At 71.3% G+C, this 16365-nt stretch carries 15 protein-coding genes; 7 read left to right on the top strand and 8 right to left on the bottom strand.

The annotated features are described in order from the left end of the window. Positions 1-53: 53 nt before the first annotated feature. Positions 54-449 (bottom strand): nuclear transport factor 2 family protein, encoded by a 396-nt coding sequence (locus tag OG883_RS18840; RefSeq protein ID WP_266542412.1) that lies wholly within the window; start codon positions 447-449, stop codon positions 54-56. A gap of 153 nt (positions 450-602) precedes the next feature. Here OG883_RS18840 and OG883_RS18835 point away from each other — a divergent pair, with 153 nt between their 5' ends. Further along, positions 603-1256 carry a TetR/AcrR family transcriptional regulator gene (locus tag OG883_RS18835; RefSeq protein WP_266542411.1) on the top strand — a complete coding sequence of 218 codons (654 nt, stop codon included), beginning with the start codon at positions 603-605 and terminating at the stop codon, positions 1254-1256. A 35-nt stretch (positions 1257-1291) separates the two neighbouring features. Here the strand turns inward: OG883_RS18835 and OG883_RS18830 are convergent, their stop codons facing one another. Then, positions 1292-2215, bottom strand: coding sequence for an ADP-ribosylglycohydrolase family protein (locus OG883_RS18830; protein WP_266542409.1), 924 nt, complete (start codon positions 2213-2215; stop codon positions 1292-1294). 439 nt (positions 2216-2654) lie between these two features. Here OG883_RS18830 and OG883_RS18825 point away from each other — a divergent pair, with 439 nt between their 5' ends. Beyond that, entirely contained in the window at positions 2655-3857 is a 1203-nt protein-coding gene (locus tag OG883_RS18825) for a cyclopropane-fatty-acyl-phospholipid synthase family protein (RefSeq protein WP_266549185.1), read from the top strand. Positions 3858-3860: 3 nt separating this feature from the next. Here OG883_RS18825 and OG883_RS18820 read toward each other — a convergent pair whose 3' ends face one another. The 5 genes from OG883_RS18820 to OG883_RS18800 form a co-directional block, all read right to left on the bottom strand. Next, complete coding sequence (locus tag OG883_RS18820) at positions 3861-5249, bottom strand: deoxyribodipyrimidine photo-lyase (protein WP_266542408.1); 1389 nt, start codon at positions 5247-5249, stop codon at positions 3861-3863. 13 nt (positions 5250-5262) lie between these two features. Then, positions 5263-6015, bottom strand: a complete 753-nt coding sequence (locus tag OG883_RS18815) for an anti-sigma factor (RefSeq protein WP_266542406.1) — start codon at positions 6013-6015, stop codon at positions 5263-5265. Further along, positions 6012-6596, bottom strand: a complete 585-nt coding sequence (locus OG883_RS18810) for a sigma-70 family RNA polymerase sigma factor (RefSeq protein ID WP_266542405.1) — start codon at positions 6594-6596, stop codon at positions 6012-6014. Before OG883_RS18810 ends, OG883_RS18815 begins: the two co-directional genes overlap by 4 nt. A 633-nt stretch (positions 6597-7229) precedes the next feature. After that, the gene (locus tag OG883_RS18805; protein WP_266542404.1) at positions 7230-8072 is read right to left on the bottom strand and encodes a siderophore-interacting protein; all 843 of its coding nucleotides are present in this window, start codon (positions 8070-8072) and stop codon (positions 7230-7232) included. A 43-nt stretch (positions 8073-8115) separates the two neighbouring features. Beyond that, entirely contained in the window at positions 8116-9021 is a 906-nt protein-coding gene (locus OG883_RS18800; RefSeq protein WP_266549170.1) for a 5'-3' exonuclease, read from the bottom strand. Between the two features lie 282 nt (positions 9022-9303). Between OG883_RS18800 and OG883_RS18795 the strand changes: the two genes are divergently transcribed. The 4 genes from OG883_RS18795 to OG883_RS18780 all read left to right on the top strand — a co-directional run bounded on the left by OG883_RS18795 (position 9304) and on the right by OG883_RS18780 (position 13958). Further along, positions 9304-10533, top strand: a complete 1230-nt coding sequence (locus tag OG883_RS18795) for a glycine betaine/L-proline ABC transporter ATP-binding protein (RefSeq protein ID WP_266542402.1) — start codon at positions 9304-9306, stop codon at positions 10531-10533. Next, positions 10526-12358 carry an ABC transporter permease/substrate binding protein gene (locus OG883_RS18790; protein ID WP_266542401.1) on the top strand — a complete coding sequence of 611 codons (1833 nt, stop codon included), beginning with the start codon at positions 10526-10528 and terminating at the stop codon, positions 12356-12358. The genes OG883_RS18795 and OG883_RS18790 overlap by 8 nt, the downstream gene beginning before the upstream one ends. A gap of 165 nt (positions 12359-12523) precedes the next feature. Further along, positions 12524-13108, top strand: coding sequence for a helix-turn-helix domain-containing protein (locus tag OG883_RS18785; protein ID WP_266542399.1), 585 nt, complete (start codon positions 12524-12526; stop codon positions 13106-13108). A 7-nt stretch (positions 13109-13115) separates the two neighbouring features. Further along, entirely contained in the window at positions 13116-13958 is an 843-nt protein-coding gene (locus OG883_RS18780; protein ID WP_266542397.1) for a helical backbone metal receptor, read from the top strand. On the opposite strand, the gene OG883_RS18775 is transcribed toward OG883_RS18780, so the two are convergent. Further along, positions 13924-15051 carry a TDT family transporter gene (locus OG883_RS18775; RefSeq protein ID WP_266542395.1) on the bottom strand — a complete coding sequence of 376 codons (1128 nt, stop codon included), beginning with the start codon at positions 15049-15051 and terminating at the stop codon, positions 13924-13926. The two genes, OG883_RS18780 and OG883_RS18775, sit on opposite strands and share 35 nt — an antisense overlap. A gap of 70 nt (positions 15052-15121) precedes the next feature. Between OG883_RS18775 and OG883_RS18770 the strand changes: the two genes are divergently transcribed. Further along, on the top strand, positions 15122-16060 hold the full coding sequence (locus OG883_RS18770; RefSeq protein ID WP_266542393.1) for a LysR family transcriptional regulator: 939 nt from the start codon (positions 15122-15124) through the stop codon (positions 16058-16060). Positions 16061-16365: the final 305 nt, after the last annotated feature.

Below are 16365 nucleotides of genomic sequence, written 5' to 3'. Positions count from 1 at the left end.
GCAAGGCCCCGTTCCTCATCCGTCGGGTGGTGAACGGGGCCTCGGCGTCTGGGTCAGGCCCAGAACCTGTCCTCCTCGTCGATGTCCTCGGTGCACCCGTCGATGTCGGTGATCTTTCCGCCGACGATCGTGAAGAACAGTCCCTGACGGATCTCGATGCCATGGTCGCCCCGGTCGGCACGGGTCGTCTGGAAGGACATGACGTGCCCACGCCCGTCGGCGAGCACGGCTTCGAGCTGGACCTGCATGGTGCCGTTGGTCTCCTCGCCGAACCGCTGGAGCACTTGGACAACGGCGTCGCGGCCCTTGTGATGGCCGGAGATCGGGCTGCTTCCGGGTACGTGATAGACGACGTCCGCCGTCATCATGGAGCCGAGAGTCTCCATGTCGCCCTCTCCGAACGCTGCGTAACCCTGCCGTACCAGGGTGCAGTCCGGGTGTTCAGCCATGCGAATCACACCTTTCGTCCCTATAATCCCTCTCTTTTCATCATCCGCCGGGTGCGAAGAGCTGTCCACGCAGGTGCCGAGACCCGTCGGTGTTCCGCAGCGGCCCTGGCCGAAAAGAGAGGGTGGCGGGCGGTGTGTGCGACGATCGGCCGCATGGGCACCACCACGGGAAAACGGGTCGGGCGGCCGCGCGCCGAGCAGCGGCCGGACAGCGGGCTGTCCGCGCGGGACGAACTCCTGGCCGCGGCGGCCGAGTTGTTCACCGAGTACGGGTATGCGGCGACCACGACCCGCGTGGTCGCCGAGAGCGCGGGAATGCGCCAGGCGACGATGTACCACTACTTCGGGGGCAAGGAGGACCTGCTCGCCGAGCTCCTCGAGTCGACGGTCACCCCGTCCCTGGCCCTCGCGCGGAAGCTGCTCGCGGACGGTGCGCGCCCGGCGGATGAGCGCCTGTGGGAACTGTGCCGCTCGGACGTGGAGCTGCTGTGCGGGGGGCCGCACAATCTGGGCGCGCTGTATCTGCTCCCCGAGGTACGGGGGGAACGGTTCGAGGGTTTCCGCCGGGTGCGGGCCGAGCTGAAGGACGCGTACGGGCAGCTGCTGGCGGCCACGGGCCCCGGCGGGGTGCTGGACGAGAGCGAGCTGGTGCTCCGGACGGACCTGGTGTTCGGCCTGATCGAGGGCGTGATCCTGGTGCACAGGTCGGACCCGGAGCGGGCGGTGGAGGCGTTCGCGGCGGCGACGGCGGATGCGGCACTGCGGATCGTGGGGGGTGAGCGCCGGAGTGTGAGCGCCGGAGGGTGAGAGCCGGGGCGGGAGCAAGACCGCCGGGGCAGCCGTCAGGGCGCCAACGCCTCGGCCAGGCGTGTCAGTTCAGGAAGGCGCAGCACCCTGTCCCCGTAACCCGGCAGCGGTACGTGCAGTGACTGCAGCCACCTCGGAGGGATTGCCCCGATCCCGTACACCGCACCCGCCAGCGCCCCGGTGACCGCCGCCACCGTGTCCGTGTCGCCGCCCAGGTCGACCGCTGCCGCGAGGGATTCCTCGAACGAAGCTGTCGTACGCAGCGCCCACAGCGCCGATCCCAGGCACGGCCACACCGCGCCGTTGAACTCCGTCGCGTCGTCCGGATGCCAGTCCGGCGCGAGGACCGTCGCCCACCGGGCGCGGTGGTCCACGTCGACATGCGCCAGCGTGGAGGGCACCGCGGCCCACGGGTCCCCGCCCTCCAGGGCCACGCGTACCAGTTCGTGGAAGACCGCCGTGCCCTCCCAGGCCGCCCGGTCGCCATGGGTGAGTGCTGCGATCCGGCGGGCGGCCGCCATCGTGGCCTCGCGGCCCGCCCCAGCGAAGTGGACCGCCGACGTGGCTGCCCGCATCAGGGAGCCATTGCCCGCGGCACGGCCGGTCACCTGGAAGTGGAGCGCGGCGGCGAGGTCCCACGGCTGACCGTTGGTGAGGACGTCCTCCGTCTGGAGGCCGATGTCCTTCGGCTCGCCGGCCGCCCAGCGCCGGAAGCGCCCGAAGATGTCCGGCAGGTCCAGGCCGCCCCGCTCCAGCAGCGACTCCCCGACGAGCACCGCCATCTGTGTGTCGTCGGTGGCCTCGCCGGGGTCCCAGCCGCCGCCCCCGCACATCTCGCCGACGCCGTCCGGGAATTGAGCGGTGAACACGCCGTGCTCGCGGAACTCGAAGGGCGCTCCCAGGGCGTCGCCCACCGCCGAGCCGACGACGGTACCGGTCACGCGGTCCATGGGGTGCATCCGGCCAGCCTAGATTGCAGCCGTGACGGGGCCTGGATCGGGGCCGTGACGTGCCGTCACCCGGCGTGTGGCCGCACTCCGTTGCCCTCCTCGGGGCAGCGTCCGTCGAAAGTCTCGCCTTCGACCAATCCAGGCACCCTGTCGCACCGAATTGCCCAGTGAGGCGCGGTGACCCAGCCGGCCCGGAGGGAGCGGGAATGACAGTGGAACGGCGGCTTACGGCCGCGCAGCCACCCGCATCTGCCGACGCCGGCGGTGTCCGCCGGTATCCGGTTCCACGGCATCCGCCGCTGTCTGCGCGGACTGTTCCTGCGGCCCCGTCCGCCCCTACGCCCCGTCTGCGTCCCCGTCAGCTGCCCCAGGAGGATGTGAAGTGATCGTGTCCGTGTCCCCCGCGTCCTCGCGAGCCGCGTCCGTTGCCGCACGGAACCGGCCCGAGGTGACCCACCTGCCCCGGACCTCCCCGCTGCGGGCGGCCGTCATCGAACGGTGCGTCCGGCGCGCGCTTCGCCGGCTTCCACTGCGGGTGCGACTCGCCGGCAGGGAGCCGATCGGCCTGGGCGGGCCCCTCATGGAGGTGCGCGATCCGCACGCCTTCTTCCGGCGCATCGGCGCCGAGGGCCTCATCGGCTTCGGCGAGTCCTACCTGGCGGGCGAATGGGAGGCCCGCGACCTCGTCGGCGTGCTGACCGTGCTCGCCGAGCACGACCCCGCCCTCGTACCCGAGCCGCTCCAGCGGCTGGGCGGGGGCAGGGCGACCAGTTCGCCGCGCCGTCCGGCCGCGTACCGCAACACCGCCGAAGGCTCGCGCGACCTGTCGAACGAGCTGTTCGCGCTCTTCCTCGACGAGACCCTTTCGTACTCCTCCGCCCTCTTTCGCGGCTTCCCCGCGGAGCAGCACCTCCTGCCCGCCGCGCAGCAGCGCAAGATAGACCGGCTGCTCGATCTCGCGCAGGTCGGACCGGGCACCCAGCTGCTGGAACTCGGCACCGGCTGGGGAGAGTCGGCGATCCGTGCGGCGCAGCGCGGCGCGCGCGTACTGACCGTCACCCCCTCGCGCGAGCAGCAGGCGCTGGCCCGGCAGCGCGTCCGCGCCGCGGGCCTGGAGGGCCGGGTGACCGTTCTGCTGCGCGACTACCGCAAGGTGCTGGGCAGTTTCGACGCGATCGTCAGCGTGGAGGCGGCCGAGGCCGTCGGTGAGGAGCACTGGCCGGAGTACTTCATGTCGCTCGACCGGCTGCTCGCGCCCGGCGGACGGATCGCTCTCCAGGCGGTGACCGTGCCGCACACGAGGCTGCCGGCCTCCCACGCCACCTCCGCCTGGAGCCGGAAGTACCTCTTCCCCGGCGGGATGCTGCCGTCGACCGAGAGGATCGATCAGATCGTCGCCGGATGCACCGCACTGCGGGTTGCCGAGCGGGACGGCTTCGGCCTGCACTACGCCGAGACGCTTCGCCTGTGGCGCGAACGCTTCACCGGACGCGCCAACGAGGTCGCCGCCCTCGGCTACGACGAGGCCTTCCGCCGTATGTGGACCTTCTGTCTCGCCCACTTCGAGGCGGGCTTCCGCGCCGGCTGTCTGGAGGTGCAGCAACTGCTGCTGACGAAGGGGGAGACGGGCCGCCCGCCGAACGAGGCCTGAGGCTCAGGAACCGGGCCGGGGCCCGTCCAGTCCACGGGCCCGCTCGAACCTCGCCCGCCCCTCCGCCGGATCCACCAGCGGGTCGGGGTAGTCGAGGCGCGCCCGCTCGAGCCCATCGAGCTTCCACGGCCGGTGCACGGCGGGCCCGGCCAGTCCGGCGAGCTCCGGGACCCACCGGCGTACGTACTCTCCCCGCGGATCGAACCGCCTGGCCTGGGCGAGCGGATTCAGGACGCGGTTGGGGCGGGTGTCGGTCCCGGTGCCCGCCACCCACTGCCAGTTGAGCTGGTTGTTGGCGATGTCCCCGTCCACCAGCAGATCCAGGAAGTGGCGGGCACCGATACGCCAGTCCACGTACAGGGTCTTGGTGAGATAGCTCGCCGTCAGCAGCCGTCCGCGGTTGTGCATCCAGCCCTCGTGCAGCAGCTGGCGCATGGCCGCGTCCACGATCGGACAGCCGGTCATGCCTTCCTTCCAGGCGGTGATCTCCTTCTCGTCGGCGCGCCAGCGGTCGCCGCGCGGACGGTAGTCGGCGTGTGCCGCGTCCGGCCGGGCCGCGAGGACCTGGTGGTGGAAGTCCCGCCAGGCCAGCTGCCGTACAAAAGCGTCCGCGCCCGGGCCGCCCTTGCGGCGTGCCCGGTGGACGAGTTCGGCGGCGGAGAGGGTGCCGAAGTGCAGATGCGGGGAGAGCCGGGAGGTGGCGTCGCCCTGGAGATCGTCGTGCCGGTCGTCGTACGCCCCGATGCCTTTGCTCCTGTCGGCGAGCCAGGCACTCAGCCGCCGACGGCCCTCCGTCTCCCCGCCGTTGGCCAGTTGGGGCGACACGCCCGTGACCGCGGTGCGGCGCGGCAGCGGATGGCCGGCGAGCTCGGGGACCGCCACGGAGCGTGGCGCGGGCACGGGCTCGCGTACCCCGGCCGCCTCCCACTTGCGGAAGTACGGTGTGAACACCGCGAAGTGGTCGCGGCCGACGGGCGTGATCTGCCCCGGGGGCAGCGCGGTGACGACCGCGTCATGGACGTGCAGGGTGCACCGCAGCGCTGTCAGAGCCTCGCGCAGCCGCTCCTCCCTGCGTACGGCGTAGGCGCTGACCCCGGCCGAGACATGCACCGCGCGGGCACCGCTCTCGGCGATCACCCGGCAGACCTGCTCGGTGACATCGCCGGTACGGATCACGAGCCGCCCGCCCCGCTCGTGCAGACCGGCGTCGAGCGATGCCAGGCAGTCGGCCAGGAACGCCCGGCGGTTGGGGGCGTCGAAGCCCGCTTTCCGTACGCCCGGATCGAGTACGAACAGGGGCACGATCTCGTCGGCCTCGCGCAGCGCGGCTCGTAGCGCCGGCTGGTCGTGCAGCCGCAGATCGGAGGTGAAGAGCATGACCGCAACACTCATGCGCCGTCCTTTTTCAGGCGGGGAAGTTCACCAGGGCCAGGGGGTCGGAGGTCGGTTTGGCGGAACCGCCGGCCGGTTCGACGGTGATGCCCATGCCCGATGCCGCGTTCAGCGGGCCGTCCATCAGTACGGCGCTGTCGGTGGCGGCGGGGTCCATCAGTCCGGCCGGGCGCATCGTTCCGGCATCGCTGTACCAGAGTTGGTAGACCTTGCCCTGAGGCGGTTTGGGCAGGCCCGAGGTGAGGAAGACCGCCTTGTTCCGGCGCTGTGAGACGACGACCGTGCCGCGTCCCCCGTCCGAGAGTTTCGCGGTGCTCGCCTTGGCGTCCGGCGCGGCCAGCACCGAGGCCAGCTCCTCGGACTGGCGCTGCGCGCGCTGCGCCGTATCGCGCGCGTCCTGCGCCTCGCCGTGCTGCCAGACGGCCACCCCGCCGAAGCCCGCGGCCGCGGCGATACAGGCCGCCAGCGCGAAGCGCGACAGTGCCCGGCCGCGGCGGCCGCGCACGCCACGGCGGGCCTGCCGCGGGACCCAGGGCGCCTCCTGGCGCTCGGCGGAGATCCGGCCCATCACCTGCGCCTTGAGCGCGGGGGGCGGTACCACCGCCACCGCGAGCGCCAACCGCCCGGCGGTGGCGCTCAGTTCGCGTACCTCCTGCGCGCAGGACGGGCACACTTGAAGGTGCCGCTCGAACTCGGCACGCTCGTCGGGCGCGAGTGCGTGCAGCACATAGGCGCCGGTCAGCGTGTGCAGATCAGCGGTGCTCACGTGCTCACCCCCAGGCAGTCGCGCAGGCGGATGAGCCCGTCGCGCAGTCGTGTCTTGACCGTGCCCAGTGGCACGGAGAGAAGTTCGGCCACTTCGCGGTAGGCCAGCCCCCGGTAGTACGCGAGGGTCACCGACTGGCGCTGCAGCTCGGTCAGCGTGCGCAGGCAGCGCCGTACTTGTTCGCGCTCGAGGCTGGCCTCGACCTGTTCGACGACCTCGTCGTAGGCGGGGATCTGCTCCAGCAGGGCAGCCCGCCGCTCGCGGTCGGTGGCGGCCTGGGCGGACCGGACCCGGTCCACCGCCCGCCGGTGGGCGAGGGTGAGGATCCAGGCCATCGCCGATCCGCGGGTCGGCTGAAAGCGTGCGGCGCTGCGCCAGATCTCGATCAGCACCTCCTGTGTCACCTCTTCCGACTGGGCGGGATCGCGCAGCACGGTGCGTACCAGTCCGAGGACCTGCCCGCAGACCGTGTCGTACACGCGGGAGAAGGCTTCCTGGTCTCCTCTGGCCACGAGACCGAGCAGTTCCTGCAGATCGGGGCCCGCCGAGGCGGGGCCGCCGATGTGTACGGCTTGTTTCACGCGGCTTTCCTCCACGGTGCGGATGTCTTCCGGACAGTTTCCACCAGGCATCCGTCAGGCATTCGTAGCCGAGGGCTGTACGGATTGGTCCGGGTGCGCCGATGTTCGCACGCGCCCGTGGATGCGCGCTGTTGGGGGCCATGGTCCGGGCGGTCCGGCGTTCGGCCCGCGCCCTCTGCGCGTCTTCCGCGCATACCGCAAGTCCGTCCCGACGCCCGTCCCGAAGTCCGTCCCGTACGACACCGGTTGTACGGGACGGCCGCCGACTCCCGTCGCGGACCGTCCCCGCTGCTCGATGCGGGTGCGCTGAAGGTGTCACCCGTCGCGGAGTGCTCGCGGCTGCCTACGGTCCGGCCCGTCGGTGCCCGTCGGTGCCCGTCGGTGCCCGTCGGTGCACGTCGGTGCACGTCGGTGCACAAGGTGCCGGGATCGGCAGCGGACCGCATCGTGCCCGTTACGCCGTCGGTGAGCCGCGGAGCGTGGTGACCGGCGCGATCCTGGGCGACGCGGCGCCGGCGTCACCGCGAGACCCGCGCACGTGGACGTCTCGGTACGTATGTCCGGCGACGACAGAGCCCCCGGCTGAATCGCCGGGGGCAGGGCCGGGGCGCGGGGCCCGTGGTGCAGGTCGCGTCAGGCGCCGGGTTCCTGTTCGCGTTCCACCTGCTCGTTCCACTCGCGCTTGACCGCGCGCCAGTCCTCGTCGGTCTGGCCGAGTCGCCAGTACCCGGAGATCGACAGCTGCTCGCGCGGTACCTGCCGCTCCAGGCGGAGATGGCGACGCAGCTCCTTCACGAACGCCGCCTCGCCGTGGACGAAGGCGCACACGTCACCCTCGGGGAAGTCCAGCGAGGTGACGGCGGCGACCAGCGCCTCGCCGACCGGGCGGTCGCCCCGGTGCAGCCAGGTGATCTCGGTCCCGTCGGGCGTGGCGGTCTTCTGCTCCTCCTCCGGGCCGGAGATCTCGACGAAGGCATGGACGAGTGCGCCGGCAGGCATCTGTTCCATCGACGCGGCGATCGCGGGCAGCGCACTCTCGTCGCCCACCAGCAAATGCCAGTCCGCCGCCGGGTCCGGGGCGAAACCACCGCCGGGGCCCAGGATGTGCATCGTCTCGCCCACGCGGGCCCGTGCCGCCCACGGGCCGGCCAGTCCCTCGTCGCCGTGGACCACGAAGTCGACCGCCATCTCGCGGTTGACCGGGTCCCAACTCCGTACCGTGTACGTGCGGTTGGCGGGCCACTGCTCGCGCGGGAACTCCTTGCGGATCCGATCGATGTCGAACGGCTCCGGATAGGTCACCCCCTCGGCCGGGAACAGCAGCTTGACGTAGTGGTCGGTGGCCTCGCCGACGCCCAGGCCGGCCAGCCCCTCACCGCCCAGGACGACGCGCACCATGTGCGGAGTGATCCGCTCGGTGCGCACCACCTGCGCCTCGTGGGCCTTCGGTGCATTGCGGGCCGGTCGTTCTGCCACGGCGGTCTCCCCTGAAGTTGGTTAGGCTTGCCTAAGCTAACACTCAGTGCTGGAGTGTGGTCAACAACCGTTTCAAGGCACCGCCGAGCCCCCACCGGGCCGCGAGCTCGTCCAGCGAGGCCGGATCGCGCGGCTCGGTGGGCAGCGCGGGGTCGAAGTCGGGCAGCGGTACGTCCGAGGCGACCCGGACCACCTTGGGCGCGACCGCCACATAGCCCCGGGCCTCGTCCAGCCGCTTGCGCTGCGAGGGTGTCAGCTTGGAGGTCCGGTCGTCGACGGCGGCCATGATCCCGGCCAGATCGCCGAAGGCGTCCAGCAGCTTGGCTGCGGTCTTCTCGCCGATTCCGGGCACGCCCGGCAGTCCGTCGCTCGGGTCACCGCGCAGCAGTGCCAGATCGACGTACCCCGGGCCGTCCACGCCGTACTTCTCGCGCAGCCATGCCTCGTCCGTGACCTGGAGCGTCCCGACGCCCTTCAGGGGATAGAGCACCCGCCGGCCGCGGGCGTCGTCGACCAGCTGGAAGAGGTCGCGGTCGCCGGTCACGATGTCCACCGGGCCCGTGGCACGGCCGGTGAGTGTGCCGATGACATCGTCCGCCTCGTACCCGTCGGCGCCGACCCGGGCGATGCCGAGCGCGTCGAGCACGTCCATGATCACCGGGACCTGCGGGGCAAGGGTGTCCGGAGTCTCCTCCTCGTCCGGCCCCAGCTCCGTCTCGACCGCGACGCGGTGCGCCTTGTACGTCGGGATCAGCTCGACCCGCCAGTGCGGCCGCCAGTCGTTGTCCCAGCAGGCCACCAGGTCGTCGGGGCGGTGGTCCTGGACCAGCCGCGCGATGAAGTCGAGCAGTCCGCGCACGGCGTTGACCGGCGTGCCGTCGGGGGCCCGGACCGAATCGGGGACCCCGAAATAGGCCCGGAAGTACAGGGAAGCGGTGTCGAGGAGCATCAGGCGTCGTGTCACAGACCCGATGATGCCGCACCCCGCCGACAGCCACCCCGCGAGCGGCCCCGGTGACGTGGCTCACCATTGCGTTTGCCCCTGAGAGGACAGGGGCAGGCGCGGACCTGGAGCGGACCCCCTGGTTCCGCATCCGGCCGGGTACGGCCGGGCGCACCCCGGGGCAGCGGGCGGAACCCGCCCTGCTCCACGGCTCTGCCTCTGCCGTCGACGGCTCATGCCGTCGCCCGGGGTGGCGGAGCCGTTTTCGGTTCAACGCGTGAGGTGTATGTGTCCAGGCTGCAAGCCGAGCACTTGTACAAAGTGTTCGGCAGACGACCCGACGAAGCGGTACGGAAGCTCGAAAGCGGCGGCGACCGCGACGAGCTGCGCGCCGACGGTACGACCGCAGCGGTGATCGATGCCTCGTTCGCCGTCGAACCGGGTCAGATATTCGTCGTCATGGGTCTGTCCGGGTCCGGCAAGTCCACGTTGCTGCGCATGCTGAACGGACTGCTGGAGCCGACCGCCGGACGCGTTCTCTTCGACGGCCAGGACCTCACCGCGCTCCGCCCCCGCGAGCTGCGCGCCGTCCGCTCCACCAAGATCAGCATGGTGTTCCAGCACTTCGCGCTCTTCCCGCACCGCAGCGTGCTGGAGAACGCCGGCTACGGCCTCGAGGTGCAGGGCGTCCCCCGCGCCGAGCGCGACCGCCGTGCCACCGAGGCCCTGGAGATGACCGGCCTCGCCGGCTGGGAGAACTCCTGGCCCGACGAGCTCTCCGGCGGTATGCAGCAGCGCGTCGGCCTGGCCCGTGCGCTCGCCACCGACGCCGATCTGCTGCTGATGGACGAGTCCTTCAGCGCGCTCGACCCGTTGATCCGCCGCGATATGCAGGACCAGCTCCTCGAGCTGCAGAAGCGGCTGAAGAAGACCATCGTCTTCATCACGCACGACCTCAACGAGGCCATGCGCCTCGGTGACCGGATCGCCGTGATGCGGGACGGCCGGATCGTCCAGCTCGGCAGCGCCGAGGACATTCTCGTGACCCCGGCCAACGACTACGTCGCCTCCTTCACCCAGGACGTCGACCGCTCCCGGGTGCTGACCGCGGGCGCGATCATGGCCGAGCCGCACACCGTGATGGGTACGAGGACGGACGACGGCAAGGAACTCCGTACACCCGAGGACGTCCTCGCGGCCGCGCCCGCCACCGTCCCGGAGAGCACCCCGATCATCGAGCTGTTCACGCCCTGCTCCACCAGCGATGCGGCGGTCGCCGTGACGGACGGGAAGGGCCGCCTCGTGGGTGTCGTACCGCGCGCCCGGCTGCTCGCCGTCCTCGGCGAGCCGATGAGCCCGCTCGAGCCCCCGAGGGACGCCGCGCCGGTCACCGCCCCGGTCCCGAAGCAGTCCGAACAGCCCGAGCAGTCCGAGCAGTCCGAGCAGACCGAACAGTCCGAGCAGGACGAACAGTCCGGGCAGACCAGGAAGACCAAGGAGGTGGCCCGCAATGCCTAGGCTCCACCTCGGAGACTGGGTCGACAGCGGTGTCGACTTCCTCCAGAAGCATCTCGCCTGGCTCTTCGACGCGATCAGCTCCGTCGTCACCGGCCTGTACGACGGCATCGACGCGGTACTCACCGCGCCCGAGCCGCTGCTCTTCGCGGGCATCCTCGCCGTCGTCGCCTGGTGGCTGCGCGGTCTGGCCGCGGGCGCCCTCGCCTTCGCCGGGTTTGCGCTGATCGACTCCATCGAGCTGTGGGACGACGCGATGTCGACCCTCTCGCTGGTCCTCGTCGCCACCATCGTCACACTGGCGATCGCGGTCCCGCTCGGTATCTGGGCCTCGCGCTCCAAGACCGTCAGCGCCGTGATCCGGCCCGTGCTCGACTTCATGCAGACCATGCCGGCGATGGTCTATCTGATCCCCGGCATCATCTTCTTCGGCGTCGGTGTGGTCCCCGGCATCATCGCCACGATCATCTTTGCGCTGCCTCCGGGCGTACGGATGACGGAGCTCGGCATCCGTCAGGTCGACGGTGAGCTCGTCGAGGCGGCCGAGGCTTTCGGCACCACCCCGCGCAACACGCTGCTGCGCATCCAGCTCCCCCTGGCGCTGCCGACGATCATGGCCGGTATCAACCAGGTGATCATGCTCGGGCTGTCCATGGTGGTCATCGCCGGCATGGTCGGTGGCGGCGGACTCGGCGGCGCGGTCTACCGTGCCATCGGCAATGTGGACATCGGCCTCGGCTTCGAGGCCGGTATCTCCATCGTCATCCTGGCGATGTACCTCGACCGGATCACCGGCGCCCTGGGCCGCCAGGTCTCGCCGCTCGGCCGCCGCGCGCTGGCCAAGGCCACGTCGGTGACCGGTGGACGGCAGATCTGGAGCTACCGCCCGCAGCCCGTCGTCGCGGTCGCCGGTGTCGTCGTCCTCGCGCTGGTCGCGGGCAGCATGAGCATGTTCGGTGGCGCCACGTCCGGCTCCGCCAAGGGCGCGGACAACGTCGGCCAGGGCAAGAAGATCTCCCTGGGCTACATCCCCTGGGACGAAGGCATCGCCTCCACCTTCCTCTGGAAGGAGCTGCTGGAGCAGCGCGGTTTCGAGGTCGACACCAAGCAGCTGGAGGCCGGAGCGCTCTACACCGGCCTGTCCACCGGCCAGATCGACTTCCAGACCGACTCCTGGCTCCCGGTCACGCACGCCCAGTACTGGGACAAGTACCGGAACAAGCTCGAGGATGTGGGCGCCTGGTACGGGCCCACCTCGCTGGAGCTCTCCGTCCCCTCGTACATGAAGGGCATCGACTCCCTCGAGGACCTCAAGGGCAAGTCGAGCCGTTTCAAGGGCCGGATCATCGGCATCGAGCCGAGTGCCGGAATGATGGGCATCCTCAAGGACAAGGTGCTCAAGGACTACGGCCTGGAGGGCGAGTACAAGGTCGTCGACGGCTCCACGCCCGGCATGCTCGCCGAGCTGAAGCGCGCGTACGACAAGAAGGAGCCCATCGTCACCACGCTGTGGTCACCGCACTGGGCGTACAGCAGCTACGACCTGAAGAAGCTCAAGGATCCCCAGGGCAGCTGGGGCAAGGGCGACGGCGTGCACACCCTGGCCCGCAAGGGCTTCTCCGCCGAGAACCCGCAGGTCGGCAAGTGGCTCAAGAACTTCAAGATGACCGAAAAGCAGCTCACGGACCTTGAAGCCAAGATCCAGACGACCGGGAAGGGCAAGGAGCAGGACGCCGTCCGCGCCTGGCTCGAGGAGAACCCGGGCCTGGCCGACAAGTGGACACCGGTCGCCAAGGCAGCCAAGGCGGGCGGGAAGGCACAGCAGTAGTCCGCCGGAAACACCCGCGCGCAAGGGGTGGGCCCCGCCACTGGCGGGGCCCACCCCTTCGGCTTGCCGAAGGCGCCCGGTCTCCGGTGCCTGTCGCTCTTCGTGAGCAAGGGCCCCCCGATGCTGCGTAAGGTGAGAGAGGACCGGGGGAGGGGAGACCTGCCAATGGACGAGAAAGACGGCACAGACCCGAAGGACCCGAAGGAGACCGAACCGCTTCGGGTGGGCGCGGCTGTGCGCAGACGCCGGCGGGCTCTCGGCCTCACCCTCGCCGCGGTCGCGGCCCGCAGCGGCCTGTCGGTGCCCTTCCTCAGCCAGGTAGAGAACGAACGGGCCCGCCCCAGCATGCGCTCGCTCCAGCGGGTGGCGGACGCTCTGGAGACCACGGCCGTCCAGCTGCTCGCCGCCTCCGACCCGGCGCGCACCGTCGACCTCGTACGCGCCGACGACTCCGGGTTCGCGCCCGACCCGGGAGTACGCGCGCTGGTGCGCGGACACCATCAGCTGCACGCCATGGAGTTCACCGGGGAGCAGGACGCCGGCCGTGAGTTCCAGCACCGCAACGACGAGCTGATGTACGTCGCCGACGGCGCCGCCGAGGTGGAGGCGGAAGGCCGCGCCTTCCGGCTGGCGCCCGGGGACAGCCTCTTCCTCTCCGGCGGCGTACGGCACCGGTGGCGTGCCACCGCCCCCGAAACCCGCATCCTGATCGTCGCGGTCGCCGACCACATCGAGGCGACGGAGGCGTAGGGCAGTCATGCGGGTCGTCTCTCTGGTGCCCTCGCTGACCGAGGCGGTGGCGGTCAGCGCCCCCGGGCTGCTGGTCGGGGCCACGGACTGGTGCAGCCATCCCGCCGACCTCGATGTCGTACGGATCGGTGGTACCAAGAACCCGGATGTGGCGGCCGTGATCCGGCTGCGCCCCGACCTCGTGATCGCGAACGAGGAGGAGAACCGCGAGCCCGACCTCACCGCCCTGCGGGAGGCGGGCGTCGAGGTGCTCGTCACCGAAGTGCGCGATCTGCGGCAGGCCTTCGCCGAGCTGGAGCGGGTGCTGGTGGCGGGGTGCGGGCTGGCGCGGCCGCGCTGGCTGGACGAGGCTGAGGCGGCGTGGGCCGCGGTGGAGTCCGGTGCGGTGTGCGGTGTCGTGTCCGGGGCGGGGGAAGCGTCCGCTGCGGTGTCCGGTGTCGTGCCCGGGGCGGGGGAAGCGTCCGGTGCGGTGTCCGGGACCGCGGGCGCGCCCCGAGTCGCGCCGACGGACGGGTGGCGCGCGATCGTGCCCATCTGGCGGCGGCCGTGGATGGTGCTGGGCCGGAACACCTTCGCGGGTGATCTGCTGGCCCGCCTCGGCGTCGAGAACGTGTACGCCGGCCACGCCGAGCGCTATCCCCGCATTCCCGTGGACGAACTGAGGGGGTGCGGTGCCCAGCTGGCCGTGCTGCCCGACGAGCCCTACCGGTTCGCGGCGGACGACGGACCCGAGGCCTTTCCGGAACTGCCCGCCGCCCTTGTCAGCGGACGCCATCTGACCTGGTACGGGCCGTCGCTGGCCGAGGCGCCCGCGGTCATCGGCGCGGCGCTGCGAGCAGCGCTCCGCTGAACAGGCCACGCAGCGTACGAAAACCGGTCACGGCCCACACCGTGACGAGGAGCGCGAACAGGCCGACCGCGAGCCAGTCGAAAGCGGCCAGACCCGTGTGCTGCGCCAAGCCCTCCGCCCCGGTCACACAGGTGCCGACCGGGAAGGTGAAGGCCCACCAGGTCATCGCGAACGGCATGCCGTCGCGCACCGCCCGCACCACCATCGCGCCGGCCAGCGCCAGCCACAGCATGGCGAAGCCCATCACCGGGACGCCGTAGATCACGGCGAAGGCGGCGAACCCGTCGGCGTACGGAGCCCGGATCGCGCCCGGGGCCACGTCCGCCAGCTTGTTGACGGCGGTCGTGGACTGCCCGAGCGGGCCGAGGACCAGAAAGAGGGTGGGGGTGAGCACGAGCGGCAGCGGGCCGTGGCGGACGAGCCGGGAGAAGACCATCGGCAGAATGACGAACGTGGCCAGCAGGCTGATCCCGAACATCGCATAGCTCGCGAGGAGCATCGCCTCCCGCCACTGCCCGGCCGGCAGATGCGGCACCAGCAGAGGGCCGAACGACGCGGCGACCATCGGGGAGACGACAGGGAGCAGCCAGACGGGCGAGGCGTTGTCGGGCGTCACCAGCCGCCGCTCGACCATCAGATACGGGACGACCACCGCGGCAGCCAGCCCTATGAGGGTGCCGGTCACGAACAGCACGGCCGCCACCGTCAGCGCCGACTGCTCGCCGATCACCTCCTGGCCCACGGTCAGGGTGCCGATGCCGACCGCCAGCAGTGCCATGGACAGGCAGCCGTAGAAGGGCGCGACCGACGGGTCGAGCAGGTGGGCGCGGGCCTGTTCACGGTGGTGGAACCAGTGCGCGCCACGTGCGGCCAGGACCAGGGCCAGCAGTGCGGCGGACAGCGCCCACACCGCGATGCACGCGGTCTCGAGACCCGGGAGGTCGACGGGGAGGGCGATGCCGGCGTTCGCGACGATGGCGGTGCCCATGACGGTCGCGTACCAGTTGGGGCCGAAGTGGCGCAGCGACGGCAGTCGTGGGGCCGCGAGAGCGGTTGCGGCGGCGTGAGTGCGAGGCTGCACAGCGATGACCATGGCTCCACTCTCACGCGGGGTGCGGCTCCCCACCAGGGATCTCTTCCCTATGGCCCCATAAGCTGACCTTATGAGTGACGACAACGCGGAACGTGTGCCGCTCGCCCACCGGGTGCCGGACCTGGGCGCGCTGGAGCTGCTGCTCGCTGTCGCCCGGCACGGCAGCCTGGGGCGGGCGGCCCGCGAACTCGGGATCACCCAGCCCGCCGCCAGCAGCCGGGTCCGCTCCATGGAGCGCCGACTCGGCGTGGCCCTGGTGGACCGCTCGCCGCGCGGATCGCAGCTGACCGAAGCGGGCGCGCTGGTCACGGACTGGGCGCGGCGGGTCGTGGAAGCGGCAGAGGCGTTCGACGCGGGTGCGCAGGCACTACGGGGGCGGCGCGACTCGCGGCTGCGGGTGGCGGCTTCGATGACCATCGCGGAGTACCTGCTCCCGGGGTGGCTGATCGCGCTCCGTGCCGAGCGTCCCGGTACGGCGGTTTCGCTGCTGGCCGGGAACTCCTCCAGCGTGGCCCGGCGGCTGCTGGAGGGTGAGGCGGATCTCGGCTTCGTGGAGGGGCTGTCCGTGCCGGAGGGCCTGGACGGGACGGTCATCGGCCGCGACCGGCTGCTCGTGGTCGCGGCACCGAGCCACCCGTGGGCCCGCCGCCGGTCGCCGCTCACCCCGGCGGAACTGGCGGCCGCGCCCCTCATCCTGCGCGAACGGGGCTCGGGTACGCGCCAGGTCCTGGACTCGGCGCTGAGCGAGTGCGGCGGCCTTGCGGAGCCGCTCATGGAGCTTGCCTCGACCACTGCGGTCAAGGGGGCGGCGGTGAGTGGTGCGGGCCCGGCGGTCCTGAGCGAGCTCGCGGTCACGGAGGAGCTGGCGTCTCGCCGCCTCACGGCGATCCCGGTGGAGGGCGTCCACCTGCGCCGCGACCTGCGCGCGGTCTGGCCCCACTCCCACCGCCCGACGGGCCCGGCGCGCGACCTGCTCTCGCTGACGAGGAGAGCGCCGGGGGTTTTCTGAGGGCCGGGTCCTGGGGTGCGAGAAACCGACGAAACGGGTTCTCACCAGAGACGAAAGTCCCGGTGAGGTCCCGTTTCTCGTTGTCCCGGAGCGGGTGCTCGAGCTCAGGGCGGATTCGGCGCTCCGCTCATCTGCCCTGACAGGCGGCGTTTTTGTCTCCACAAGTGCAGTGAGCAGGTAGCCAAGAGAGCTGCACAGGGTTGTCGTCCGCGACGAAACGAACAGAGTGGGTGGTGAGGTAGGGCTGCCACCCGAAGAGTCTCTGTCGCCCCTGCTTGGTAGGGGGCCCTGAGGTCATGGCCAGG

The sequence above is a fragment of the Streptomyces sp. NBC_01142 genome, assembly GCF_026341125.1.
Classification (GTDB): domain Bacteria; phylum Actinomycetota; class Actinomycetes; order Streptomycetales; family Streptomycetaceae; genus Streptomyces.
The sequence above is the reverse complement of the archived record's forward strand: the minus strand, read 5'-3'. Positions and strand labels throughout refer to the sequence as shown.

Excerpts from the sequence above, each read along its gene's own strand:
- OG883_RS18840 (WP_266542412.1), bottom strand. The coding sequence starts at position 449 with ATGGCTGAACACCCGGACTGCACCCTGGTACGGCAGGGTTACGCAGCG.
- OG883_RS18835 (WP_266542411.1), top strand. The coding sequence starts at position 603 with ATGGGCACCACCACGGGAAAACGGGTCGGGCGGCCGCGCGCCGAGCAG.
- OG883_RS18830 (WP_266542409.1), bottom strand. The coding sequence starts at position 2,215 with ATGCACCCCATGGACCGCGTGACCGGTACCGTCGTCGGCTCGGCGGTG.
- OG883_RS18820 (WP_266542408.1), bottom strand. The coding sequence starts at position 5,249 with ATGAGTGTTGCGGTCATGCTCTTCACCTCCGATCTGCGGCTGCACGAC.
- OG883_RS18800 (WP_266549170.1), bottom strand. The coding sequence starts at position 9,021 with ATGCTCCTCGACACCGCTTCCCTGTACTTCCGGGCCTATTTCGGGGTC.
- OG883_RS18790 (WP_266542401.1), top strand. The coding sequence starts at position 10,526 with ATGCCTAGGCTCCACCTCGGAGACTGGGTCGACAGCGGTGTCGACTTC.
- OG883_RS18785 (WP_266542399.1), top strand. The coding sequence starts at position 12,524 with ATGGACGAGAAAGACGGCACAGACCCGAAGGACCCGAAGGAGACCGAA.
- OG883_RS18780 (WP_266542397.1), top strand. The coding sequence starts at position 13,116 with ATGCGGGTCGTCTCTCTGGTGCCCTCGCTGACCGAGGCGGTGGCGGTC.
- OG883_RS18775 (WP_266542395.1), bottom strand. The coding sequence starts at position 15,051 with ATGGTCATCGCTGTGCAGCCTCGCACTCACGCCGCCGCAACCGCTCTC.
- OG883_RS18770 (WP_266542393.1), top strand. The coding sequence starts at position 15,122 with ATGAGTGACGACAACGCGGAACGTGTGCCGCTCGCCCACCGGGTGCCG.